Raw genomic sequence first — 24,153 nt, forward strand, 5'->3', positions numbered from 1 at the left:
TTTGTCAGTCAGGGGGCGTGCTGAGTGACCTGCTCCACAACGCTCGTCCCGCTGCCCGGCTGCGACTCCCACTCCCACGTCTCCTCCAGGCGCACCCGCCCGTCGGGAAGCTCCACGACGCGCGAGACACAGTGCCCGGACGACGTGGTCCCGTCGCGCTTGAGCTGCACGTACCGGAAGTCGAGACCGTCACCCTGCCGCGTACCCACCAGACGGCCGCGCACCACGTCGCCGCCCGCGTACTCGGCCCAGATCTCGCCGTCCTCCTCGTGGTACGTGAACCGGGTGCGGGTACCGACCTGACCTGCGGCCTGGTCCGTGACGGGGGCGAGGACCAGACCGTCGAGCGAGCGGGCCATGAACGCAGGCTCCCTTACTGACGCAAACGGCACGGGCTAGGGTGGCCAACGTACAAGCACTCGCGGGAGCCCGGGCGCACCGGGCTGAGAGGGAGGCTGGCGGCCTCCGACCGTACGAACCTGATCCGGGTCATGCCGGCGAAGGGAGGGGGCTGGACGCCCATGTCGTCTACATCCACGTCAGACGTCCTCGTCGTCGGGGGCGGGATCATCGGGCTCGTGACCGCCTGGCGGGCGGCGCAGCGCGGGTTCGCCACCAGCGTGGTGGATCCCGAGCCGGGCGGCGGAGCGGCCCAGGTGGCCGCCGGGATGCTCGCAGCCGTCACCGAACTGCACTACGGCGAGCAGACGCTGCTCGCCCTCAACCTGGAGTCCGCCCGCCGCTATCCGGACTTCGTCGCCGAGCTGACCGGGGCCACGGGCCGGGATCTCGGCTACCGCCGGTGCGGCACGCTCGCCGTGGCGCTCGACGCCGACGACCGCGCCCATCTGCGTGAGCTGCACGCCCTGCAGCAGCGGTCGGGCCTCGCGTCGGAGTGGCTGAGCGGGCGCGAGTGCCGCCGCCTGGAGCCGATGCTCGCGCCGGGCGTGCGTGGGGGGCTCAGGGTCGACGCCGACCATCAGATCGACCCGCGCCGTCTCGTCGGGGCCCTGATGACGGCCTGCGAACGCGCCGGAGTGGTCTTCCACCGGCAGTGGGCGGAGCGGCTGACGGTGGTGCGGGAGCGGGCCGCCGGGGTCACGACCGCCGACGGCACCGGTCTCGCCGCCGGGCAGGTCGTCCTCGCCGCGGGCAGCCTCAGCGGCCGTCTCGGGGGCCTCCCGAGGGAGGTCCTGCCGCCCGTGCGCCCCGTGAAGGGGCAGGTGCTGCGGCTGACCGTGCCGAAGCGGTACGCGCCGTTCCTGAGCCGCACCGTGCGGGCCGTCGTCCGCGGCAGCCAGGTCTATCTGGTGCCGCGCGAGAGCGGCGAACTCGTCGTCGGCGCGACCAGCGAGGAGCTCGGCTGGGACACGACGGTCACCGCGGGCGGCGTCTACGAGCTGCTGCGGGACGCGCACGAGCTGGTCCCCGGGATCACCGAGCTGCCGCTCACCGAGACCCGCGCGGGACTGCGGCCGGGCTCCCCGGACAACGCGCCGCTGCTCGGCCCGGCACAGCTGGACGGTCTGCTGCTGGCCACGGGGCACTACCGCAACGGCGTCCTGCTCACCCCGGTCACCGGGGACGTCATGGCGCACGCCCTGACGACCGGGGAGCTCCCGGACGAGGCCCGCCCCTTCACCCCCCGGCGCTTCACCGCCGCCGAACTCACGGAGCAGCCCGCATGAACATCTCGGTCAACGGGGAGCCCCGCCAGTTCGCTTCGGGCATCGCGCTCGACGCGGTGGTGCGGACCCTCACCGCGGCCCCCTCGGGCGTGGCCGCCGCCCTCAACGAAACCGTCGTCCCGCGCGCGCAGTGGCCGTCCACGCGCCTGTCCGAGGGGGATCGCGTCGAGATCCTCACCGCAGTCCAAGGAGGCTGACCCATGGCCGACGATCCCTTCGTCCTCGGTGGTACGACCTTCTCGTCCCGGCTGATCATGGGGACCGGCGGGGCACCCAGCCTCGAGGTGCTGGAGCGGGCGCTGGTCGCATCCGGCACGGAGCTGACGACGGTCGCGATGCGACGCGTCGACGCCTCGGCGCACGGGTCCGTCCTGTCCGTGCTCGACAAGCTGGGCATCCGGGTCCTGCCGAACACAGCGGGCTGCTTCACCGCGGGGGAGGCCGTGCTCACCGCCCGCCTCGCGCGCGAGGCGCTCGAAACGGACCTCGTCAAACTGGAGGTCATCGCCGACGAGCGCACCCTGCTGCCCGACCCGATCGAACTGCTGGACGCGGCCGAGACACTGGTCGACGACGGCTTCACCGTGCTGCCGTACACGAACGACGACCCCGTCCTCGCCCGCAAGCTGGAGGACGTCGGCTGCGCCGCGATCATGCCGCTCGGCTCCCCGATCGGCTCCGGGCTGGGGATCCGCAACCCGCACAACTTCCAGCTGATCGTGGAGCACGCGCGCGTGCCGGTCATTCTGGACGCGGGGGCGGGTACGGCGTCGGACGCGGCGCTGGCGATGGAGCTGGGGTGCGCGGGTGTGATGCTCGCCTCGGCGGTGACCCGGGCGCAGGAGCCGGTGCTGATGGCCGACGCCATGCGGCACGCGGTGGAGGCGGGGCGGCTGGCCCATCGAGCGGGGCGCATTCCGCGCCGGCACTTCGCGGAGGCGTCCTCTCCCGCCGAGGGCATGGCTCACCTGGACCCCGAGCGGCCGGCCTTCTGAGGCCCTCCCGGGCGCCGCGCGCCTGCGGTATGCGTCACAGCTCGGCTGCAGTCGTGCCCCGGAATCGACGGAACGGCCGGGGCCGACAGTGTGCCCTCGTAGACTCACCTGCGTGGATACGACCCTTCAGGACCCTCTCGTCGGGCAGGTGCTCGACGGCCGCTACCGCGTCGACGCGCGCGTCGCGGTCGGCGGGATGGCCACGGTCTACCGGGCCGTGGACACCCGGCTGGACCGAGTGCTCGCGCTCAAGGTGATGCACCCGACGCTGGCCGCCGACGCGTCGTTCGTCGAGCGCTTCATCCGCGAGGCCAAGTCGGTGGCGCGCCTCGCCCACCCGAACGTGGTGCAGGTCTTCGACCAGGGCACCGACGGGTCGTACGTCTACCTCGCCATGGAGTACGTCGCCGGGTGCACCCTGCGCGACGTGCTGCGCGAGCGCGGCGCGCTGCAGCCGCGCGCCGCCTTCGACATCCTCGAGCCGGTGCTGGCCGCCCTGGGCGCCGCACACCGTGCCGGGTTCGTGCACCGGGACATGAAACCGGAGAACGTCCTGATAGGGGACGACGGCCGGGTCAAGGTGGCCGACTTCGGTCTGGTGCGGGCGGTGGACACCGTCACGAACACGACGGGCGCCGTCCTCGGCACGGTCTCCTACCTCGCCCCGGAGCAGATCGAGAACGGCACCGCCGACACCCGGGTCGACGTGTACGCGTGCGGGGTCGTCCTCTACGAGATGCTCACCGGGGCCAAGCCGCACCAGGGCGAGTCCCCCGCCCAGGTGCTCTACCAGCACCTGAACGAGGACGTGCCGCCCCCGTCGGCCGCCGTGCCGGGGCTGCCCGTGGACCTGGACGAACTGGTCGCGTCGGCGACCGCGCGCAACCCCGAGCTGCGCCCGCACAACGCGGTGGCGCTGCTCGGCCAGGTGCTGGAGGCACGCGGCGCGCTCACCGCCGAGCAGCTGGACGCCGTACCGCCGGGGGCCATCGCCTCGGAGCACCACAACGCCGAGGACCGGACGAGCGTGATACCGCGTCTGCTGCCGGTGAACCCGGTCAACGAGGACGAGGCCGTGCTCAACCGGACGAGCCGGCTCGAGAGCCCGGCGCCCGAGCCCCCTCGGCGCTCCGCGCGTCCCCGGCGCGGACTGCTGGCGCTGGTCCTCGCCGTGCTGGTGGTGTTCGGCGTCGGCGCGGGCGTCTGGTACATAAACTCCGGGCAGTTCACCAAGGTCCCGCCGGTGCTGGCGAAGACCGAGGCCCAGGCGCGGACGCGGCTGAGGAAGGCCGGGCTCGAGGTCAGGCAGGTCAAGCACGCCTACAGCGACACTGTGCTGCGCGGCACCGTGATCAGCACCGACCCGGCGGCGGGCACGCGGATACGCTCCAACGACTCGGTGACACTGACTCTCTCCGACGGCCCCGAGACGGTGGCGGTGCCCGATCTGAAGGGCTTGCCGCTGAACGAGGCACGGAACCGGCTGAAGAGGAACGGCCTGGTCGCCGGCATGGTCACGGACGCGTTCAGCGAGGACGTGCCCAAGGGGCAGGTGATCGGCACGGACCCGGTCGCCGGCACCCAGCGCCACGGCGGTTCGGCGATCGCGCTCAGCGTCAGCAGGGGCGCGCCGGTGGACGTACCCGACGTCACCGGCGCCTCCATCGACGAGGCGACGGCTCAGTTGCAGGGCGCGGGCCTTCGGGTGAAGATCGCCGACACCCAGGTCACCTCGGAGTTCGACGCCGGGAAGGTCGCCCGGCAGTCGCCGGGCGCGGGCCTGCAGGCCGGCACGGGCGACACGGTCACGCTGACGATCTCCAAGGGCCGTGAGATGGTCGAGGTACCGGATGTGACCGGCGACAGCGTCGACGACGCGAAGAAGACGCTCCAGGCCGCGGGCTTCCAGGTCGAGGAGGACCGGGGACTGCTGGGCCTGTTCGGCGACACGGTGAAGAGCCAGTCGGTGAAGGGCGGCCGGAAGGCACCGAAGGGGTCCACGATCACGATCACCATCCGGTAGTGACGGCCCGCAAGAACCGCAGGAGACCCGGGGCCCGGAAGGACCGCCGGAATCCGCAGCCCGGAAAGGCCGCGGGGGTGTGCAGGGGCGGTAGGCGGGTGTGCAGGTGCGGTAGGCCTCGAGGGAGAGGGCCGACGGGCCTGGCATGCTGGACGTGACATGAGCCGAACGCCTTTCCCCTTCCCCTCCCGCAATCCCGTCGGCGGCCACGTTCCGGTGGCCGGTGGTCTGCACTCCGTCGGGCTGTCCTACGCACGCGACCTCGGGGCCGAGACCGTGCAGGTCTTCGTCGCCAATCCGCGCGGCTGGGCGACGCCCGCCGGCAATCCGCGGCAGGACGAGGCATTCCGGACCGTGTGCGCCGCCGAGTTCATCCCGGTGTATGTCCACGCCCCGTATCTGATCAACTTCGGTTCGCACACCGAGGCGACCGTCGAGAGGTCCGTGGAGTCCCTGCGGCACTCACTGCGCCGGGGCCGCGAGATCGGCGCGCTCGGCGTCGTCGTGCACACCGGCAGTGCGACCGGCGGCCGGGAGCGGGCCGTGGCTCTGAAGCAGGTACGTGAGTACATGCTGCCGCTCCTGGACGAGCTGACACACGACGAAGACCCCTGTTTGCTGCTGGAGTCGACCGCGGGCCAGGGCGCGTCCCTGTGCTCGCGCACCTGGGACTTCGGACCGTACTTCGAGGCCCTGGACGCGCACCCCAAGCTCGGCGTCTGCCTCGACACCTGTCATGTCTTCGCCGCCGGGCACGATCTGACCGGGCCTGACGGCATGCACCAGACCCTCGACCTGCTGGTGGACACCGTCGGCGAGGGGCGGCTCGGGCTGATCCACGCGAACGACTCCAAGGACGTGGTCGGCGCCCACCGGGACCGCCACGCGAACATCGGCTCCGGCCACATCGGCGAGGACCCGTTCCGTGCGCTGATGACACACCCGGCCACCGCGGGCGTCCCTCTGGTCATCGAGACGCCCGGCGGCAAGGAGGGGCACGCGGCGGATGTGGCGCGGCTGAAGAGACTGCGGGACGGCTGACCGGCGGACTCACCCGCGCACCCGCGGGCCGGGGGTCAGAGCTCGGGACCGTCCCCGGCTTCCTCCTGGTAGGAGTAGCGCTGTTCCTTCCACGGGTCGCCGATGTTGTGGTACCCGCGCTCCTCCCAGAAGCCACGGCGGTCGGCCGTCATGTACTCGACGCCGCGGACCCACTTGGGGCCCTTCCAGGCGTACAGGTGCGGGACGATCAGGCGCAGCGGAAAGCCGTGCTCCGCGGTGAGCAGTTCGCCGTCCTTGTGGGTGGCGAAGATGGTGCGGTCGGAGGCGAAGTCGGCGAGGCGCAGGTTCGAGCTGAACCCGTACTCGGCCCAGACCATGACATGGGTGACCGTGGGCGCGGGCGGGGCGATCTCCAGGATCGTACGCGCCGGGACACCGCCCCACTCGGCTCCGAGCATGCTGAACTTGGTGACGCAGTGCAGATCGGCCACGACGGTCGCATACGGCAGGGCGGTGAACTCTTCGTGGTTCCAGCAGTGCTTCTCACCGTCCGCGGTGGCGCCGAAGACCCTGAACTCCCAGCGTTCGGGGCGGAACTTCGGAACGGGACCGTAGTGCGTGACCGGCCAGCCCCGCTGCAGTCGCTGTCCCGGCGGAAGCTCGACCCGTGCTGCTTCTCCAGATTCGCGCTCCACCGGATGACCCATGTATCCATCCTGACAGACCGCGGAGGGTGCACATGACCAGTCGGGGAACGAATCGGGCAACTCACACTAAGCGTGAACTTACTGGACGCCTCTCGGTGCCGATGCAATCATGCGCGCAACCCGCCAGTCCCCGCCTGGAAGGAGCCCGCGCCATGCAGGGCGACCCCGAGGTCATCGAATTCCTCAACGAACAGCTCACCGGCGAGCTGACCGCGATCAACCAGTACTTCCTGCACGCGAAGATGCAGGAGAACCTCGGCTGGTACAAGCTCGCCAAGTACACGCGGCACGAGTCGTTCGACGAGATGAAGCACGCCGAGGTGCTCACCGACCGGATCCTCTTCCTCGAGGGGCTGCCGAACTACCAGCGGCTCTTCCATGTGCGGGTGGGACAGACCGTCAAGGAGATGTTCGAGGCCGACCGACAGATCGAGGTCGAGGCGATCGACCGGCTCAAGCGCGGGATCAAGGTCATGCGGGAGAAGGGCGACATCACGTCCGCGAACATCTTCGAGACGATCCTGGCGGACGAGGAGCACCACATCGACTACCTGGACACCCAGCTCGATCTGGTGGACAAGCTCGGCGAGGCGCTCTACATCTCGCAGATCATCGAGCAGCCGGAGAGCTAGGCGGGAGCCGGGCCGGGGACGCGCCAGGACCGGGCTGAGCCGGGCGAGGGCTAGGCGGCCTCTTCCAGGGTGTCGGCTTCCAAGGTGTCGGCGGCGGCGAGCATCGGCTTCCCCTGGTTCGCGAGCTCACGGCGGGGACATGCGCCACGACCGAGCAGCGCCTGGATCCGCCGCACGCACGAGCCGCAGTCCGTGCCCGCCTTGCAGGCCGACGCGATCTGCCGGGGGGTGCAGGCGCCGTTCTCCGCATGCTGCTCGACCTGCCGCTCGGTGATCCCGAAGCAACTGCAGACGTACACGCGGTTCACCTCCCGACGGAATCGCTGGTGTCCATGCCATCCCGTTGATCGGTGAGGCAAACCTAACCTTACCGGCCGCGCCGGATCCACAAAAGGGGCGCGGACCGAATGTGATCCGCGCCCCACTTCGGCCGCCGGGCCGTGACGACTACTGGTCCCGGTACATCTCGGCGACCAGGAACGCCAGGTCGAGGGACTGGCTGCGGTTCAGACGCGGGTCGCACGCCGTCTCGTAGCGCTGGTGCAGATCGTCGACGAAGATCTCGTCGCCGCCGCCCACGCACTCGGTGACGTCGTCGCCGGTCAGCTCCACATGGATGCCGCCGGGGTGCGTGCCGAGCGCCTTGTGGACCTCGAAGAAGCCCTTGACCTCGTCCAGCACGTCGTCGAAGCGGCGCGTCTTGTGCCCGGAGGCCGCCTCGAAGGTGTTGCCGTGCATCGGGTCGGTCACCCAGGCCACCGCCGCGCCCGACGCCGTGACCTTCTCCACCAGCTCGGGGAGCTTGTCGCGGATCTTGTCGGCGCCCATGCGGACGATGAAGGTCAGCCGGCCCGGCTCGCGCTCCGGGTCGAGGCGCTCGATGTACTGGAGCGCCTCCTCGGCCGTCGTCGTCGGGCCGAGCTTGATGCCGATCGGGTTGCGGATCCTCGAGGCGAACTCGATGTGCGCGCCGTCCAGCTGGCGGGTGCGCTCACCGATCCACACCATGTGCCCGGACACGTCGTACAGCTGTCCGGTGCGCGAGTCGACCCTGGTCAGCGCGGACTCGTAGTCGAGCAGCAGCGCCTCGTGGGAGGCGTAGAACTCGACGGTCTTGAACTCCTCCGGGTCCGCCCCGCAGGCATGCATGAAGTTCAGCGCGTTGTCGATCTCCCGCGCCAGCTGCTCGTAGCGCTGCCCGGACGGGGACGACTTCACGAAGTCCTGGTTCCAGGCGTGCACCTGGCGCAGGTCGGCGTAGCCGCCGGTGGTGAAGGCGCGCACCAGGTTGAGCGTCGAGGCGGACGCGTTGTACATCCGCTTCAGGCGCTCGGGGTCCGGGACGCGGGCCTTCTCGGTGAAGTCGAAGCCGTTGACGGAGTCGCCGCGGTAGGTCGGCAGGGTCACGCCGTCGCGGGTCTCGGTGGGCTTGGAGCGCGGCTTGGAGTACTGGCCGGCGATGCGGCCGACCTTCACGACCGGTACCGAGGCGGCGTACGTGAGCACGGCGCCCATCTGGAGCAGGGTCTTGAGCTTGTTGCGGATGTGGTCGGCGGACACCCCGTCGAAGGCCTCCGCGCAGTCGCCGCCCTGGAGCAGGAACGCCTCGCCCCTGGCGACGGCTCCCATCCGGGCGCGCAGCTGGTCGCACTCGCCCGCGAAGACGAGCGGCGGATACGACTCGAGGTCCGCGATCACTGCGCGCAGAGCCTCAAGGTCGGGGTACTCGGGCTGCTGCGCCGCGGGCAGGTCTCGCCAGGTGTTGCCAGCGCTCGCGCTGGTCTTAGCGTTCACGGTCACCCCTAAACATTACGGGGTCGTGTCCGCTGCTCATCGGACGCGCTCGACAGATGAGACGATCCGTCCCCTCCGTGGACAGGGCTCGTGTAAGGTGCGTGGCATGTTCGCGCAATCGACCCTGCACCAGAACTGGTGGTGGACCGCTCGTCCGGCGGCCCACTGACTGCGCGTACCCAGAACTTCGCGAAGGCCGCCCGAGGGGCGGCCTTCGGCGTTTGTGCGACCGGGCCGTTCCTCTCCCGCAGATGATCCGCAGAGAAGGAACCCGCCCCATGAACCTGCTCGACCTGCTGGACGATCCCCGTCCGTTCGCCCTGCTGCGGCGCCGTACGCCCGGGCGCGATCACGACACCGTCGAGGTGCTGATCGGCCCGGTCGCTCCCTGTGAGCGCCTGGCCGACCTCCCCGACGAGGGGCTGGCCCTCGTCCCGTACCGCCAGATCCGCGAGCGCGGCTTCGACGTGCGCGACGACGGCACGCCCCTGCTCGCCCTGCGCCCCGAGGAGTCGTACGAGATCCCCCTGGACCGGGCCCTGGCGCAGCTGCCGGAGCACGAGGTCCGGGTCGAGGGCGGCGGCTTCGACATCTCCGACGAGGAGTACGCCGGGATCGTCGGGCGGGTGCTGCGCGAGGAGATCGGACGCGGCGAGGGCGCGAACTTCGTGATCCGGCGCACCTACGAGGGGGCGATCCCGGGGTTCGGCCGGGCCGACGCCCTCGCGCTGTTCCGCCGGCTGCTGATCGGTGAGCGGGGCGCGTACTGGACCTTCCTGGTGCACACGGGCGGGCGGACGCTGGTGGGAGCCAGCCCCGAGGTGCATGTACGCATGTCAGGCGGCACCGTCGTGATGAACCCCATCAGCGGGACCTATCGCTATCCCGCCGGTGGCCCGACCCCCGAGGACCTGCTCGCCTTCCTCGCCGACGGCAAGGAGATCGAGGAGCTGTCGATGGTCGTGGACGAGGAGCTCAAGATGATGTGCACGGTCGGCGACATGGGCGGGGTAGTCGTCGGACCGCGGCTGAAGGAGATGGCGCATCTCGCGCACACGGAGTACGAGCTGCGCGGGAAGTCCACGCTCGACGTGCGCGAGGTGCTGCGGGAGACCATGTTCGCGGCGACCGTCACGGGCTCGCCCGTGCAGAACGCGTGCCGGGTGATCGAGCGGCACGAAGTCGGCGGCCGTGGCTACTACGCGGGCGCGCTCGCGCTGCTCGGGCGGTGCGCGGGTGACAGGTCTGAAGGGTCGCCGGGCATGGGGACCCTCGACTCCCCCATCCTCATCCGGACCGCCGACATCGACGCGGACGGACGGCTGCGGGTGCCGGTCGGGGCCACGCTGGTCCGCGGCTCCGACCCGGCGGCCGAGGTGGCGGAGACGCATGCCAAGGCGGCCGGGGTGCTGGCGGCGCTGGGCGTGCGTCCGGCGCGGCCCCGCGAGGAGCGGGTAGGGCCGCGGCTGGCGGACGACCCCCGGGTGCAGGCGGCGCTCGACGGGCGGCGGGCCCGGCTCGCGCCGTTCTGGCTGCGGATGCAGGAGCGGGCCTCCGACTCCAGTGCCCTCACCGGGCGCGCGTTCGTCGTCGACGGCGAGGACACCTTCACGGCGATGCTCGCGCACGTCCTGCGGTCGTCGGGTCTCGAGGTGACGGTACGGCGGTACGACGAGCCGGGGCTGCGGGAGGCGGTGCTCGCACATGAGGGCCCGGTGGTCCTCGGCCCGGGACCGGGCGACCCGTCGGACGTGACCGATCCCAAGATGCGGTTCCTGCGGGGGCTGACGGCGGAGGTCGTCCGGGGGCACCGGCACGGGGTGCTGGGGGTCTGTCTGGGCCATGAGCTGATCGCGGCCGAGCTGGGCCTGGAGATCGTACGGAAGGAGGTTCCGTACCAGGGCGCGCAGACGGAGATCGACCTGTTCGGACGGCGGGAGACGGTCGGCTTCTACAACAGCTTCGTGGCGCGGTGCGACGACGAGGCGGCGGCCGAGCTGGCGGCGCACGGTGTCGAGGTCGGCCGCAGCGCGAGCGGCGAGGTGCACGCGCTGCGCGGGCCCGGGTTCGCGGGCGTGCAGTTCCACCCGGAGTCGGTGCTGTCGGTGGGCGGCGCGGCGGTGGTGCGGGAGCTCCTGGGTCAGCTGGCCGCGGTCGGCACGAGCACGCTCCCGGAGCGGCGCCCGGCCATGTAGCCCGGCCATGTGGCCGAGGACGTCGTGCACCGTGGCGCGGACGACCCGCCACGCCGGTCGAGCCGGCCGACCGACGGCACCCGGAGACCGACGGACCGGCAACGGCCCGAGCGCAGACAGGCCCGCGGACCGGCGGACCGGGCGCGACCGCCGGGGGCGCCGGCCCGCCGGCCCGGCGGCCCCGGTGTGTCAGGCGGTTCGTGCGCCGGAGCGATGGGCCGGCGCCCAGGGGACAGGGGCGGGCAGGGCGTCAGCCGAAGAAGACGCCGACCTCTTCGTAGAGCTTCGGGTCGACCGTCTTCAGCTTGGCCGTGGCCTCCGAGATCGGGACACGGACGACGTCCGTCCCGCGCAGGGCGACCATCTTGCCGAAGTCGCCGTCGCGGACCGCCTCGATGGCGTGCAGGCCGAAGCGGGTGGCGAGCCAGCGGTCGAAGGCGCTGGGCGTGCCGCCGCGCTGGACGTGCCCGAGCACGGTCGTACGGGCCTCCTTGCCCGTCCGGCTCTCGATCTGCTTCGCCAGCCACTCGCCGACGCCCGAGAGACGGACGTGCCCGAACGAGTCCCGCGACCCGTCCTTCAGGACCATGTCGCCGTCCTTCGGCATCGCCCCCTCGGCGACGACCACGATCGGCGCGTACGACGCCTTGAAGCGGGACGTCACCCATGCACACACCTGGTCGACGTCGAAGCGCTGCTCGGGGATGAGGATGACGTTCGCCCCGCCGGCCAGCCCCGAGTGGATCGCGATCCAGCCCGCGTGACGGCCCATCACCTCGACGACGAGGACGCGCATGTGCGACTCCGCCGTCGTGTGCAGGCGGTCGATGGCCTCGGTCGCGATGTTGACGGCGGTGTCGAAGCCGAAGGTGTAGTCCGTCGCGGAGAGGTCGTTGTCGATGGTCTTCGGGACGCCGACGACCCGGACGCCGTACTCGTCGGCCAGGCGCGCCGCGACTCCCAGGGTGTCCTCTCCGCCGATCGCGACGAGTGCGTCGACCTCCTCCTTGGCGAGGTTGTCCTTGATACGGCGGATGCCGTTCTCCTGCTTGAGCGGATTGGTGCGCGAGGAGCCGAGGATCGTGCCGCCGCGGGGCAGGATGCCGCGCACGGCGGGAATGTCGAGGCGGACCGTGTCGCCTTCGAGGGGTCCCCGCCAGCCGTCCCGGAAGCCGACGAAGTCGTAGCCGTACTCCTGCACGCCCTTGCGGACGATGCCCCGGATGACGGCGTTGAGCCCGGGGCAGTCGCCGCCTCCGGTCAGTACTCCGACCCGCATGGAAATGTCCCTTCGCCGCGGTTGCCTGATGCGGGTCACGCTAATGGTGACCCGCATCACTCCGGCATGGCGGGGAAGGTCAATTCCGGTGAAATGTCGGTTAGTTGATCAGCGTGAATCCACTCGAAAGCGGTAAGCGGCGACAACGGTTCACTCGCCGTCGAGTCCCCGCTCGATCGCGTACCGCACGAGTTCCACCCTGTTGTGCAGCTGGAGCTTGCCCAGGGTGTTCTGGACGTGGTTCTGCACCGTGCGATGCGAGATGACCAGGCGCTCGGCGATCTGCTTGTAGCTCAGGCCCTTGGCCACCAGGCGGAGCACCTCGGTCTCGCGGTCGGTCAGCCGCGGGGTCCTCGGCTCGTCGTTGCCCGGTGCGGGGGCCGGTTCGGAGGCGAGGCGACGGTACTCGCCGAGGACGAGGCCGGCGAGCCCGGGCGTGAACACGGGGTCGCCGACCGCCGTACGGCGCACGGCGTCGATCAGCTCCTGAGTGGACGCCGACTTCAGCAGATAGCCCGTCGCGCCCGACTTCACCGCTTCCAGCACGTCCGCGTGCTCACCGCTGGCCGACAGCACGAGGACCCGCAGCGCCGAGTCGGCACCGACGAGTTCCTTGCAGACCTGCACGCCGGGCATCCTGGGCAGGTTCAGGTCCAGGACGAGGACGTCGGGTGCGGCGGCCCGCGCGCGTCGCACCGCCTGCTCGCCGTCGCCCGCGGTGGCGACCACGTCGAAGCCGGACTCGGTCAGGTCGCGGGCGACGGCGTCCCGCCACATGGGGTGGTCGTCGACCACCATGACCTTGATCGGGGCCTGCGGTGTCCCGGTGGTCTCCGCAGTCATCACCCCTCCGCTCCCGCCGAGGCCGCCGGGCCCGTGGCCCGGGTCGCGTCCGTCATCGCTTCTCCGCCTTCCCCCGTGAGGCCCTCGGGTCCTTGATGTCCTTCGGTACCGTCAGTTCCACTTCCGTGCCCTGCCCCGGGACCGAGATCAGCTCGGCCGTGCCGCCGAGGTCGCGCAGCCGGCCGCGGATCGACTGGGCCACCCCCAGCCGCCCCTCGCCCTCGGCCTGGGCGAGCCGCCCCTCCGGGATCCCGGGCCCGTCGTCCCGGACGGTCACGACGATCCCGTCCGGCTCGTCCTCGACCAGGATCCAGGCGCGGGCCCCGTCCCCGGCGTGCCTGCGGACGTTGTCCAGGGCGGCACCGACGGCGGCGGCGAGTTCCCGTGCGGCGGCCGGCGCGACCGGCACGGGAGCGCCGGGCCCGGAGAGCGTCACCCGGGCACCGGCGTACGGGGCGAGCAGGGAGCGCAGGTCGAGCGGGCCCTCCTCGGGGTCCGGCTCGTCGACCGCGCGGACGACCGCGCCGAGCGTCGCGTCCCCCGACACCCGCGAGGGCGGCACCAGGCCGCCCGAGACCAGGGTGCGCAGCGCGACCTCTTGCTCACCGGCGAGCCGGCCCAGCTGCGCGGCCTCCCCGCCGAGCGCGGAGCCGCGGCGCTGCACCATGGCGAGCACCTGGAGCACGCTGTCGTGGATGTCCCGGGCCAGCCGCTCCCGCTCCCGGGTCGCGGCCTCGATCTCCAGGGCGCGGGCGAGGGTGCGCTCGGAGGCACGGGCGACCTCGACGACGTACCCGATCGCGATGGAGGCGACCCAGACGAGGACCACGTTGTGGACGGTGTCACGGGCCGGGGCGCCGCGTTCGAACAGGTTCACAGCGGCGACCGTCGTGGAGGCGAAGCCCGCCCAGCGCCAGCCGCCCTTGATGGCGTACGCGAGGACGGATCCGGCGGTCCATATCGACGGCAGGGTGGGGCCGCCCGCGACGATCCGCTCGTGCGCGTCGGCGAGGAGGGTGAGCAGGATTCCGGTGAGCGCGAGGGTGAGGTCGACGGCCAGGAAGCGCTTGGTGCAGCTCGCCGCGTTCGCCACCTTGGGGAGGGTGGCCAGGGTCCATACGCACAGCACGGCGTAGTACGCGACGGCCACCCAAGGCCGGGCGAATCTGTCGTAGGCGGTCGCGAAGAGACCGATGGCGTACAGCATCGTCAGCACGCGGTACGCGCTCAGCGCACGCCACAGCGGCTGCTCGACCGACATCCTGACGACCCGCTCGCGCTTGGCCATGTCCCCCCACCCCCCGAGCGTACGGACGGCGCCCTGGAAAGGCGCCGCTGCTGCTCGCTACTCGGCGTCCTTCGCCGCTGCCTTCTCCGCGTCCTTCTGCGCCTGTCCGGCTTCCTTCTGCGCCTGCTTCTCCGCCTTCGCCGCCTCCGCGATCTGCCGCTTGGCGGCGGTCGCGTACATGTCGACGTACTCCTGGCCGGAGAGCTTCATGATTTCGTACATGACCTCGTCGGTCACTGCGCGCAACACGAAACGGTCGTGCTCCATGCCCTGGTAGCGGGTGAAGTCCAGCGGCTTGCCGATGCGGATGCCCGGACGCATCAGCTTGGGAATGATCTTCCCGGGCGGCTGGATCTTCTCGGTGTCGATCATGGCGACGGGGATGACGGGCGCACCGGTGGCCAGCGCCACGCGCGCGAGGCCGCCGGGCTTGCCCCGGTAGAGGCGGCCGTCGGGCGAGCGGGTCCCCTCCGGATAGATGCCGAACAGCTCACCGCGCTCGAGGACCTCGATACCGCTCTTGATGGCCGCCTCGCCGGCGCCGCGCGCACCCGAACGGTCCACGGGGAGCTGGCCGACGCCCTTGAAGAAGGCCGCGGTCAGCCGCCCCTTCACCCCGGGTGTCGTGAAGTACTCGGCCTTCGCGATGAAGGTCACCTTGCGGTCGAGGACCACGGGCAGGAAGAACGAGTCCGAGAAGGACAGATGATTGCTCGCCAGGATTGCGGGGCCCTCGGCGGGAACGTTCTCGAGGCCTTCCACCCACGGCCTGAAGGCGAGCTTCAGCGGCCCCCCGATGGATACCTTCATCGCGCCGTACAACAACCGAGTGCCTCCTGTGTCTGTCGAACAGACCTTAACCCGGCCCTTGGGCAAAGACCCCGACGACCCTGGTCGGTGTCAGTGCCGTCGCGTACGGTGAAGTACCTGCAATCGACGTGCCCAGCCCCTTTTCATGAACAGGAGACCGAACGTGCCGGTCCTGCCTGGAGCCGAGCCGTACCGCCACGACGGCGGGGAGGTCGGCGTCCTCCTCTGTCACGGCTTCACCGGTTCCCCGCAGTCGCTGCGCCCCTGGGCGGAGTACCTCGCCGAGCGCGGCCTCACCGTCTCGCTGCCGCTGCTGCCCGGACACGGCACACGCTGGGAGGACATGCAGCTCACCGGCTGGGCGGACTGGTACGCGGAGGTGGACCGCGAGCTGCGCGTCCTGCGCGAGGGCTGCGCCCAGGTCTTCGTGGCCGGCCTGTCCATGGGCGGCGCCCTGGCCCTGCGGCTCGCCGCCAAGCACGGCGACGCGGTGAAGGGCGTCGTGGTCGTCAACCCGGCCAACAAGGTGCACGGCCTGTCCGCGTACGCCCTCCCGGTCGCCCGCCACCTCGTCCGTACGACGAACGGGATCGCCAGCGACATCGCCAAGGAGGGCAGCACGGAACTGGGATACGACAGGGTGCCGCTGCACGCGGCGCACTCCCTGCGGAACTTCTTCCGGCTGGTCGACGGCGAACTGCCGCAGGTCACCCAGCCGCTGCTGCTCCTGCGCAGCCCCCAGGACCATGTGGTGCCCCCGGCCGACTCGGCCCGGATCCTCAGCCGTGTCTCCTCCACGGATGTGACGGAGATCCTGCTGGAACAGAGTTACCACGTGGCGACGTTGGACCACGATGCGAACCGGATCTTCGAGGAGAGCCACACGTTCATCGGCCGGCTCGCGCCCAGTGTCGGCAAGGAAGGGACGGCCGCAGGTGGCTGAGCACGACTCCGACCGCGAGGACCGCGAGCCGGACGAGAAGGGCGTGCCGTTCGACGAGGAGGCCGCCTGGGCGGCGATCGTCGCGGGCTACGGCGCGGAGCCGCCGGACCCGCCGGGAAGCAAGCCGTTCAAGTCGGTCGAGGACCTGGCGCTTCCGGAGTTCGAGCCGAACGACGGCAAGGACGGCAAGGACGGCAGACCGAGGAGCGAGCCGGCCAAGCCGCTGGGCAGCTCGGTCTCCTTCGCGCCCGGGGTCGGCCCCCGTGACCACGCGGCTCCGGAGCCCTCCGAGGACGACTTCGACGAGGACGACGAGGGCCACTTCATCCCCCCGGAGCCCCCGCCGCTGCCCGCGACCGACACGACGGCGAAGTTCGCCTGGCTCGGGGTGGTCGGCGGCCCGATCCTGATCCTCCTCGCCGTGCTGCTGGGCTGGGACATGACGTGGTGGCTCACCACGCTCGGCGTCGGGGGCTTCCTGGGCGGCTTCGTCACGCTGGTGGCCCGAATGAAGACGGACGACGAGGACGACGGCGATCCCGGGCGGGGCGCAGTGGTCTGACCGGCGCTACGACGCGGGAACTCTGAGGGCGGCCAGCACCGGAAGGTGGTCCGTGGCCGCCCTCAGGTCGCTCCGGGTCACCCCGCGGTGGCCGAGCGGGACACCGCAGCCGAGGACCTCGATGCCCCGGCTGGCGAAGATCGCGTCGATGCGCTGGTAGGGGTCGCCGGACTGCCAGGTGTACTCCGCTCCCCAGGGTGCGGTGGCCCAGCCGTCCTGGAGGGCACCGGCCAGGCGCTCGAAGGCGGGACCGTCCGGGCGTTCGTTGAGGTCGCCGCCCGCGACGGCGTACGGCACGTCCATTCCGGCGAGCCGGTCGAGGAGCATGCCGCCCTGCTCGTACCGCTCGTCCCCCCGCAGACTCAGATGACAGCTGAGGACGCCGAACCGGGCGCGGCCGAACCGCACGACCGCCGTCGCGAAGCCCCGCCGGTGCTGTCCCGGGGTCAAGGGCAGCAGCACGTCCTCGGTGCGCTCGACCGTGGCACGCAACGAGCACAGCAGGGCCGGGCCGGCGGCCGTGGCGCCACCCGAGAGGACCACCAGACCGGAGGCCGCCGCGAGCCGGGCGAGCTTCTTGCGCCAGCGGAAGAAGCGGGGGGCCTCCTGCACGAGCACCAGGTCCGGCGCGCAGGCACGGATCACCCGGGCGAGCGCGTCGGTGTCGTCACGCATCGAGCGGATGTTGTAGCCGAGGACCCGGATGACGGCCGAACCGTCGGATTCCGTCCGGGAGTTGGGCAGCGTGATGGTCGTCGCCATGCGGATCAAGATACGCCGGGGCGTCCGGTGCGCCCCGCGCCGCCTGCGCCGGACACGGCGGCGCCCGCCGTCCCGGTTCGGGATACGGCGGGCGCTTCCGTGCGACGAAGGGGGCGATCACATGATCGGGTCGGGCTCCCGGGCCAGGTCCGCGGCACCGACCAGGCCCGCCTTGTTGCCCAGCTGGGCGGCGATGACATCGGCGACCGGGCGCCAGTTGCCGCCCACCAGCCAGCGCTTGTACGACTTGCGGATCGGGTCGAGGACCAGCTCGCCCTCGTCCGACAGCCCGCCGCCGACGATGAAGGCGGAGGGGTCGAAGAGCGAGGCGAGGTCGGCGAGGCCGGCGCCGGCCCAGCGGGCGAGTTCACGGTAGGAGTCGACGGCCACCGGGTCGCCCTGGCGGGCCGCCATGGAGATGTGCTTTCCCTCGATGCCCTCGGGGGTGCCGTCGCCGAGCGAGAGCAGGACCTCGGCGTTCTCGGGGGTGGCGTTGGCGCGCTGCTTGGCGTACCGGACGAGGGCGCGGCCGGAGGCGTACTGCTCCCAGCAGCCCTGTGAGCCGCAGCCGCACAGCAGCCCGTCCGGCACCATCCGGATGTGGCCGAACTCGGCGGCCACGCCGAAGTGGCCGCGACGGAGCTTGTTGCCGATGATGATCCCGCCGCCGAGGCCGGTGCCGAGCGTGATGCAGATGACGTTGCGGTGGCCCTTGCCCGCACCGAACTTGTACTCGCCCCATGCGGCAGCGTTCGCGTCGTTCTCGACGACCACCGGGAGGCCCACACGGGCCTCGACCTTCTCCTTCAGCGGCTCCTGGCGCCAGTCGATGTTCGGCGCGAAGTAGACCGTGGAGCGCTGGCGGTTGACGTATCCGGCGGCGCCGATCCCGACGCCGACGATCTCATGCCCGGCACGAGCGCCCTCGACGGCTGCGGCAATGGCGTCCACGATGGCCTCGGGCGTGCCCGGAGTCGGCACCGTGTGGATCGACAGGATGTTGCCTTCCTCGTCGACCACACCGGCCGCAATCTTCGTGCCACCGATGTCGACGCCGATGGTGAGTCCCATGAATCCCTCAGTTTCGGTCGAGCCCCGCTACGGCCAACCGTACCCGAGGGAACTCGGGGGCGTCGGGCGCCTCCCTGAGGCACCGGGAGGCCCGGCACCCCGCTCCCCGGCCCAGGCGCCGCCCGGCGATTCCCGCCGCGCGCTGACCGGACGCGAATCGTCGGACCCGGCCTAGTCGAGGTCGATGTGCTCGCCCGGTCCCTGCTCTCCGTCCTCCCGGCGGGGGTCGCTCTCCCCGAAAGTACGGTTCGTCCAGCGCTTCTCCTGGGCCTCGACGGCGGACCGGTAGGCCGCGAGCAGCTCGGAGCCGGCTGCGGCGAGGTGGTCGAAGACCTCCGGATTGCGCTCGATGACCGGTTCCACGGCTGCCTTGGCCTGCTGCACCACCTGCTGCACCATCTGCTGGGCAGCGCCCGAGGCCGCGGCGCCGAAGAGCGGCGTCTGCAGGCCGGACAGTTTGTCCGCGACGGCGTCGACCAGCTTTCGCAGCTCCTCGGCGGCCGAGCCGGGCTGGGCACCGTACTGGGCGCGGCGGCGGGCCTTCTCCGCGGCGAGGTCCTCGGCGCATGCCTTGGCCCAGGCGTCGGCATCGGTCGCCCGCTCCCCCGGGTTCCCGGCTTCGCTCGCACGGAAGGCACCCCTGCTGGCCTCCTCCTGAGCGGCGTCGGATGTGGGGCGCTCTTCGCTCATGGCGGACTCCTGACTGCGGTTCGTACTGTCGACGTTACCCGAACGGGGGTACGCGATTCACCGGGTACCGGGGCTGGTCCGGGGGCGGGGTCCCGGTCACATCCGGCGCGGCCACTGCTCGGGGTCCGGTGCGAAGCGGATGCGCAGCTCGCCCTCGCGCAGTGCGGCGCCGGCCACTGTGCAGCGGCGCAGGGCCGACGGAAGCGGAACGATCCGGCGGAACGGTCCCACGGTGATGACCAGCTCGTCGCCGCGGCGGACGAGGTCCAGTTCGTCGCGTATCGCGCCGGGCAGCGGGATGTGCCACACGAGCACGCCGTCCTCGGCGATCCGGTCGGTCAGGGGCCACTCGACCGGGGTGGGCCGCGGGTTGACGGCGGGGGTGGCGAGCGCGGCGAGGTCGTCGGTGCCACGGGGATCACGGCCGAAGTGCAGGACTCCGTGGACGGCATATGTCTCCTGCCACTCCTCCAGGGCCTTGCGCTGCTGGGCGGCGAGGCCGGCCAGCCAGGTGTCCTGGCCGGAGTCGGGCAGGAGGCGGTTCGCGACCAGGGTCTCGGGGCGCAGCGCGCGCAGGGCGAACCCGGTGACGGCGGTGCGGACGGCGTCGGCACCGGCGGGCGACGGCTCGGCGACCAGCCACACGCTGGTTGCGCGGTCGGCGACGACGGCCTCGACGGCGGCCAGTTCGACGTCCCAGCGGGCGGCGGCCTCGTACAGCCACTCGGCGGGCATCGGGACGCCCGCGAGCCGGCCGAGGACGGGGCGCAGGGCGCGGGCGGCCTGCCGTTCCGGCGGGAGCAGCCGGCGCAGATAGCGGCGGAGCTCCTCGGGCAGGGCGAGAAGAGTGAGGGCCCCCGGGACCGCGGGCAGGTCGACGACGAGGAGGTCGTACGACTCCGAGAGCGCCGCGTCGCGCAGGGCGCGCAGGAGGGCGAGCTCCTCGGCGCCGGGCAGGGGGGTGACCTCCTCGGCGTCCAGCCGGGAGGCGCCGAGGAGGTCGAGCGCGCCGGCCGCGCGGTCCTGGAAGGCGACGAGGTCCTCCCGGAAGCGGGTGGCCGCGTCCGGGCGCCAGGCGGTGACGCCCGGCGCGGCCTCGACGGGGTCGGCGCCCGTGGGAACGCCGAGTGCGGCACCGAGGGTGTCCGTGCGGTCGGCGCCGAGCAGAAGGGTGCGGGCGCCCTGACGGGCGGCTGCCAGCGCCGTGGCGGCGGCGACGGTGGTCCGGCCGGAGCCGCCGATGCCGGTGATCAGGATGGTGCGCATGAGGATGAACGCTACCGGGGCCCTCTCGGCGGGCTGCGCAGGACGTCCTCGGGCCCGGGGTTCCCGCCGCCCGGGAGCGCGGCACCGCCTGGGGCGGCACCCGCGCCCCGCCGCCCTATGCCCTACTCCTCCCCCGACTCCACCCTCTTCTTCAGCCCCGCGAGTGCCCGGTCGATGATGACCTTCTCCGCCTTGCGCTTGATCATGCCGAGCATCGGGATCTTGACGTCCACCGTCAGCCGGTACGTCACCTCGGTGCCGCCCGAGCCTGCCGGCTTCAGGAGGTACGAGCCGTCCAGGGAGCGGAGCATCTGGGACTTGACCAGGGTCCACGAGACCTCGCTGTCCCCGGTCCAGGTGTACGCCAGGGTCTGGTCGTCCTTGATCGCGCCCGCGTCCATGACCAGTCGTACCTGCTCGGCTCGGCCCCGCGGGTCCGTCGCGAGGACCTCCGCCTCCTTCACCTCGCCCGTCCAGTCCGGGTAGCGCGCGAAGTCGGCGATCACCCGCATGACGTCGGCCGGTGCCGCCTCGATCGTGATGCTCGAGCTGGTGTGTTCCGCCATCGCCGTGGCTCCTCCAGATGCGGTCCGGTGAGGGAGGGTGGTGCGCACGTGCGCACGTGTGTGCAGCGTGAAGGCTACCGCGCACGCGCTGTACCGGTACCACCCCACCTGCGGTTCGGCCACCGGCCGCTCACCACTGGAGAGTCCACGGTCTCCCGCTGCCCGCGAAGTGCCCGACATTGACGCATTCCGTCGCCCCGATCCGCATCCGGCGCACCAGCGGCTGGTGGACGTGGCCGAACAAGGAGTACCGCGGCCTCGTACGGCGGATCGCGTCCAGCAGGGCCCGGCTGCCGCGCTCGAAGCGGCGCGCCACCGTGTCGTACACCAGCTCGGGCACGTCCGGTGGGATGTGGGTGCACAGCACGTCCACGTCCCCCACCGCCTCGATCTTCGCCGCGTACTCCTCGTCGCTGATCTCGTACGGGGTCCGCATGGGCGTGCGCAGGCCCCCGCCGACGAAGCCGAAGGTCCAGCCGCCGATCTCCACCCGCTCGCCGTCGAGGACCGTGGTTCCCGGTCCCGCGTACTCCGACCACAGAGTCGGTATGTCGACATTGCCGTAGGTCGCGTACGTGGGTGTCGGGAACGCGGCGAACAGCTCGGCGTACTGCCGGCGCACCGCCTTCTCGATGGCCGAGGCGCGGTCCGTGGCCACACCGGCCCACAGTTCGGCGCCGAACGCGCGGGCCTCCTCGAAGCGGCGTGCGGTGCGCAGCTCCACCAGCCGGTCGGCGTTCTCCCGGCCGAACAGGTCCGGGAAGATCCCGCGCGAATGGTCGGCGTAGTCGAGGAATAGCACCAGGTCACCCAGGCAGATCAGAGCGTCCGCGCCGTCGCCCGCCCTCGCCAGGTCCCGCACGTTGCCGTGCACATCGCTGACCACATGAACGCGCGTCCTCGCGTTACCGACCGGTGTTGGTGCCATGACGATCAAGCGTAGGCGTGTGGGGCAAACGTGAACAGTGGCGGCCGGACCTGCGGTTACTGGCCAGTCCAGAAACGCGTGGACTACTGTGCGCGCAGGAACGCCAACACGTGTGACGCACGGAACATCTCGTCGGGACCCCCTGTCGGAAAAGCCATACCGGCGGGTAACGTCCGGGCAGTCCAGTCGTGCTCAGGGTTTCAACCAACTTCTGTTGCAGGAACCCTGCGCACTAGCCCGAGCCTTGGACCGCACCGTCGCAGCACACAGAGTCGTGGCGTCGGCGCCCTATGAGGAGCAGCAGTCTTGCGCGAGTTCAGCCTTCCGGCTTTGTACGAGGTCCCCGCGGACGGCAATCTGACCGACATCGTCCGCAGAAACGCCGCGCAGCATCCCGACGTCGCCGTCATCGCCCGCAAGGTGGACGGTGCCTGGCAGGACGTCACCGCCGCCGCCTTTCTGGCCGAGGTGCGGACCGCGGCCAAGGGACTCATCGCCTCCGGTGTGCAGCCGGGCGACCGGGTGGGGCTGATGTCCCGGACCCGATACGAGTGGACGCTGCTCGACTTCGCGATCTGGAGCGCGGGCGCCGTCACCGTGCCGGTGTACGAGACCAGCTCGCCGGAGCAGGTGGAGTGGATCCTCGGCGACTCGGGTGCGACCGCCTGCATCGTGGAGCTGGACACGCACTCCGCGGCCGTCGAGTCGGTGCGCGACCGGCTGCCCGTGCTCAAGCACGTCTGGCAGATCGAGGCCGGGGGCCTGGAGGAGCTGGGCCGCCTCGGCAAGGACGTCAGCGACCAGACCGTCGAGGAGCGCAGCTCGCTCGCCCGGGCCGACGATCCGGCGACCTTCGTCTACACCAGTGGCACCACCGGCCGCCCCAAGGGCTGTGTGCTCACCCACCGCAACTTCTTCGCCGAGTGCGGCAACATCGTCGAGCGGCTGCGGCCTCTCTTCCGCACGGGCGAGTGTTCGGTCCTCCTGTTCCTGCCGCTCGCGCACGTCTTCGGGCGTCTGGTGCAGATCGCGCCGATGATGGCCCCCATCAAGCTCGGCTGCGTCCCGGACATCAAGAACCTCACCGACGAACTCGCCGCGTTCCGGCCGACGTTGATCCTCGGTGTGCCGCGTGTCTTCGAGAAGGTGTACAACTCGGCCCGGGCCAAGGCTCAGGCCGACGGCAAGGGGAAGATCTTCGACAAGGCGGCGGACGCGGCGATCGCGTACAGCCGCGCACTGGACACCGCGTCCGGTCCGTCCCTCGGTCTGAAGATCAAGCACAAGGCGTTCGACAAGCTGGTCTACAGCAAGCTGCGCGCGGTGCTGGGCGGTCGCGGCGAGTACGCCATCTCCGGCGGCGCCCCGCTCGGCGAGCGTCTGGGCCACTTCTTCCGCGGCATGGGTTTCACGGTCCTGGAGGGCTACGGCCTGACCGAGTCCTGTGCGGCCACCGCGTTCAACCCCTGGGACCGGCAGAAGATCGGTACGGTCGGCCAGCCGCTGCCCGGCTCGGTGATCCGCATCGCGGACGACGGCGAGGTGCTGCTGCACGGCGAGCACGTGTTCAAGGGCTACTGGAACAACGAGGGCGCGACCGCGGAGGCGCTGGCCGACGGCTGGTTCCACACCGGTGACCTCGGCACCCTCGACGAGGACGGCTACCTCAGGATCACCGGCCGCAAGAAGGAGATCATCGTCACCGCGGGAGGCAAGAACGTCGCCCCGGCCGTGATCGAGGACCGCATCCGGGCGCACGCGCTGGTCGCCGAGTGCATGGTGGTGGGCGACGGGCGGCCGTTCGTGGGCGCGCTGGTCACCGTCGACGAGGAGTTCCTGGGCCGCTGGGCCGCCGAGCACGGCAAGCCCGCGGGTTCCACTGCGGCGTCGCTGCGCGAGGACCCGGATCTGCTCGCCGCGATCCAGGACGCGGTCGACGACGGCAACGCCGCGGTGTCGAAAGCGGAATCGGTGCGGAAGTTCCGCATTCTCTCCTCCCAGTTCACCGAGGAGTCGGGCCACCTCACGCCGTCCCTGAAGCTCAAGCGGAATGTGGTGGCGAAGGACTACGCGGACGAGATCGAGGCCATCTACCGGAAGTAGCGGGCC

At 71.3% G+C, this 24,153-nt stretch carries 25 protein-coding genes and 1 riboswitch; of the genes, 11 read left to right on the plus strand and 14 right to left on the minus strand.

Going from position 1 to position 24,153, the window contains the following annotated elements:
- Nucleotides 1-8 precede the first annotated feature (8 nt).
- Nucleotides 9-359, minus strand: a complete 351-nt coding sequence (locus AAW14_RS26660) for a hypothetical protein (RefSeq protein WP_265566485.1) — start codon at nt 357-359, stop codon at nt 9-11.
- 52 nt (nt 360-411) lie between these two features.
- A riboswitch (TPP riboswitch) is annotated at nt 412-523 on the plus strand.
- Here AAW14_RS26660 and thiO point away from each other — a divergent pair.
- The 5 genes from thiO (at nt 522) to AAW14_RS26685 (ending at nt 5,747) form a co-directional block, all read left to right on the plus strand.
- On the plus strand, nt 522-1,688 hold the full coding sequence (gene thiO, locus AAW14_RS26665) for a glycine oxidase ThiO (protein ID WP_265566486.1): 1,167 nt from the start codon (nt 522-524) through the stop codon (nt 1,686-1,688). (Overlaps the previous riboswitch by 2 nt.)
- A complete protein-coding gene (thiS, locus tag AAW14_RS26670; RefSeq protein WP_265566487.1) occupies nt 1,685-1,885 on the plus strand; it encodes a sulfur carrier protein ThiS in 201 nt (66 codons plus the stop codon). The genes thiO and thiS overlap by 4 nt, the downstream gene beginning before the upstream one ends.
- 3 nt (nt 1,886-1,888) lie before the next feature.
- Nucleotides 1,889-2,683 (plus strand): thiazole synthase, encoded by a 795-nt coding sequence (locus AAW14_RS26675; protein WP_265566488.1) that lies wholly within the window; start codon nt 1,889-1,891, stop codon nt 2,681-2,683.
- Between the two features lie 112 nt (nt 2,684-2,795).
- Complete coding sequence (gene pknB, locus AAW14_RS26680; protein ID WP_265566489.1) at nt 2,796-4,706, plus strand: Stk1 family PASTA domain-containing Ser/Thr kinase; 1,911 nt, start codon at nt 2,796-2,798, stop codon at nt 4,704-4,706.
- A 159-nt stretch (nt 4,707-4,865) separates the two neighbouring features.
- Nucleotides 4,866-5,747 carry a deoxyribonuclease IV gene (locus AAW14_RS26685; protein ID WP_265566490.1) on the plus strand — a complete coding sequence of 294 codons (882 nt, stop codon included), beginning with the start codon at nt 4,866-4,868 and terminating at the stop codon, nt 5,745-5,747.
- A gap of 35 nt (nt 5,748-5,782) precedes the next feature.
- On the opposite strand, the gene AAW14_RS26690 is transcribed toward AAW14_RS26685, so the two are convergent.
- Nucleotides 5,783-6,415, minus strand: a complete 633-nt coding sequence (locus AAW14_RS26690) for a sulfite oxidase-like oxidoreductase (protein WP_265566491.1) — start codon at nt 6,413-6,415, stop codon at nt 5,783-5,785.
- Nucleotides 6,416-6,567: 152 nt separating this feature from the next.
- Between AAW14_RS26690 and bfr the strand changes: the two genes are divergently transcribed.
- Nucleotides 6,568-7,047, plus strand: coding sequence for a bacterioferritin (bfr, locus tag AAW14_RS26695; protein WP_265566492.1), 480 nt, complete (start codon nt 6,568-6,570; stop codon nt 7,045-7,047).
- Between the two features lie 50 nt (nt 7,048-7,097).
- Here bfr and AAW14_RS26700 read toward each other — a convergent pair whose 3' ends face one another.
- Both AAW14_RS26700 and AAW14_RS26705 read right to left on the minus strand, forming a co-directional pair.
- Nucleotides 7,098-7,355 carry a (2Fe-2S)-binding protein gene (locus tag AAW14_RS26700; RefSeq protein ID WP_265566493.1) on the minus strand — a complete coding sequence of 86 codons (258 nt, stop codon included), beginning with the start codon at nt 7,353-7,355 and terminating at the stop codon, nt 7,098-7,100.
- A gap of 139 nt (nt 7,356-7,494) precedes the next feature.
- Entirely contained in the window at nt 7,495-8,847 is a 1,353-nt protein-coding gene (locus tag AAW14_RS26705; RefSeq protein WP_265566494.1) for a class II 3-deoxy-7-phosphoheptulonate synthase, read from the minus strand.
- A gap of 100 nt (nt 8,848-8,947) precedes the next feature.
- Between AAW14_RS26705 and AAW14_RS39865 the strand changes: the two genes are divergently transcribed.
- Together AAW14_RS39865 and AAW14_RS26710 are read left to right on the plus strand one after the other, a co-directional pair.
- Complete coding sequence (locus AAW14_RS39865) at nt 8,948-9,010, plus strand: trp operon leader peptide (protein WP_416223381.1); 63 nt, start codon at nt 8,948-8,950, stop codon at nt 9,008-9,010.
- Between the two features lie 109 nt (nt 9,011-9,119).
- Nucleotides 9,120-11,036, plus strand: a complete 1,917-nt coding sequence (locus tag AAW14_RS26710) for an anthranilate synthase family protein (protein WP_265566495.1) — start codon at nt 9,120-9,122, stop codon at nt 11,034-11,036.
- Between the two features lie 250 nt (nt 11,037-11,286).
- Here AAW14_RS26710 and AAW14_RS26715 read toward each other — a convergent pair whose 3' ends face one another.
- From AAW14_RS26715 to AAW14_RS26730, 4 genes are all read right to left on the minus strand, one after another.
- On the minus strand, nt 11,287-12,315 hold the full coding sequence (locus AAW14_RS26715; protein WP_265566496.1) for a 6-phosphofructokinase: 1,029 nt from the start codon (nt 12,313-12,315) through the stop codon (nt 11,287-11,289).
- A gap of 150 nt (nt 12,316-12,465) precedes the next feature.
- Nucleotides 12,466-13,113, minus strand: coding sequence for a response regulator (locus tag AAW14_RS26720; protein WP_416223382.1), 648 nt, complete (start codon nt 13,111-13,113; stop codon nt 12,466-12,468).
- Nucleotides 13,114-13,210: 97 nt separating this feature from the next.
- Nucleotides 13,211-14,446 carry a MacS family sensor histidine kinase gene (gene macS, locus AAW14_RS26725; RefSeq protein ID WP_265566498.1) on the minus strand — a complete coding sequence of 412 codons (1,236 nt, stop codon included), beginning with the start codon at nt 14,444-14,446 and terminating at the stop codon, nt 13,211-13,213.
- Between the two features lie 57 nt (nt 14,447-14,503).
- Nucleotides 14,504-15,256: a lysophospholipid acyltransferase family protein gene (locus tag AAW14_RS26730; protein ID WP_265566499.1), complete on the minus strand. Its 753-nt coding sequence runs from the start codon at nt 15,254-15,256 to the stop codon at nt 14,504-14,506.
- Nucleotides 15,257-15,419: 163 nt separating this feature from the next.
- Between AAW14_RS26730 and AAW14_RS26735 the strand changes: the two genes are divergently transcribed.
- Both AAW14_RS26735 and AAW14_RS26740 read left to right on the plus strand, forming a co-directional pair.
- A complete protein-coding gene (locus AAW14_RS26735) occupies nt 15,420-16,199 on the plus strand; it encodes an alpha/beta hydrolase (protein WP_265566500.1) in 780 nt (259 codons plus the stop codon).
- The gene (locus tag AAW14_RS26740) at nt 16,192-16,761 is read left to right on the plus strand and encodes a hypothetical protein (protein ID WP_265566501.1); all 570 of its coding nucleotides are present in this window, start codon (nt 16,192-16,194) and stop codon (nt 16,759-16,761) included. The genes AAW14_RS26735 and AAW14_RS26740 overlap by 8 nt, the downstream gene beginning before the upstream one ends.
- 6 nt (nt 16,762-16,767) lie before the next feature.
- On the opposite strand, the gene AAW14_RS26745 is transcribed toward AAW14_RS26740, so the two are convergent.
- The 6 genes from AAW14_RS26745 to AAW14_RS26770 form a co-directional block, all read right to left on the minus strand.
- Nucleotides 16,768-17,523, minus strand: coding sequence for an endonuclease/exonuclease/phosphatase family protein (locus AAW14_RS26745; RefSeq protein WP_265566502.1), 756 nt, complete (start codon nt 17,521-17,523; stop codon nt 16,768-16,770).
- 117 nt (nt 17,524-17,640) lie between these two features.
- Nucleotides 17,641-18,594, minus strand: a complete 954-nt coding sequence (locus tag AAW14_RS26750) for an ROK family glucokinase (RefSeq protein ID WP_265566503.1) — start codon at nt 18,592-18,594, stop codon at nt 17,641-17,643.
- A 171-nt stretch (nt 18,595-18,765) separates the two neighbouring features.
- On the minus strand, nt 18,766-19,284 hold the full coding sequence (locus tag AAW14_RS26755) for a DUF5304 domain-containing protein (protein ID WP_265566504.1): 519 nt from the start codon (nt 19,282-19,284) through the stop codon (nt 18,766-18,768).
- Nucleotides 19,285-19,380: 96 nt separating this feature from the next.
- Nucleotides 19,381-20,550, minus strand: coding sequence for an ArsA family ATPase (locus AAW14_RS26760; protein WP_265566505.1), 1,170 nt, complete (start codon nt 20,548-20,550; stop codon nt 19,381-19,383).
- A 122-nt stretch (nt 20,551-20,672) separates the two neighbouring features.
- On the minus strand, nt 20,673-21,116 hold the full coding sequence (locus AAW14_RS26765; protein WP_265566506.1) for an SRPBCC family protein: 444 nt from the start codon (nt 21,114-21,116) through the stop codon (nt 20,673-20,675).
- A 130-nt stretch (nt 21,117-21,246) separates the two neighbouring features.
- Nucleotides 21,247-22,044: a metallophosphoesterase family protein gene (locus AAW14_RS26770; protein WP_265566507.1), complete on the minus strand. Its 798-nt coding sequence runs from the start codon at nt 22,042-22,044 to the stop codon at nt 21,247-21,249.
- A 306-nt stretch (nt 22,045-22,350) separates the two neighbouring features.
- Between AAW14_RS26770 and AAW14_RS26775 the strand changes: the two genes are divergently transcribed.
- Entirely contained in the window at nt 22,351-24,147 is a 1,797-nt protein-coding gene (locus AAW14_RS26775; protein ID WP_265566508.1) for an AMP-dependent synthetase/ligase, read from the plus strand.
- The last annotated feature ends 6 nt before the right edge of the window (nt 24,148-24,153 follow it).

The organism is Streptomyces hygroscopicus, from assembly GCF_026168105.1.
GTDB classification, from domain to species: Bacteria; Actinomycetota; Actinomycetes; order Streptomycetales; family Streptomycetaceae; genus Streptomyces; species Streptomyces hygroscopicus_D.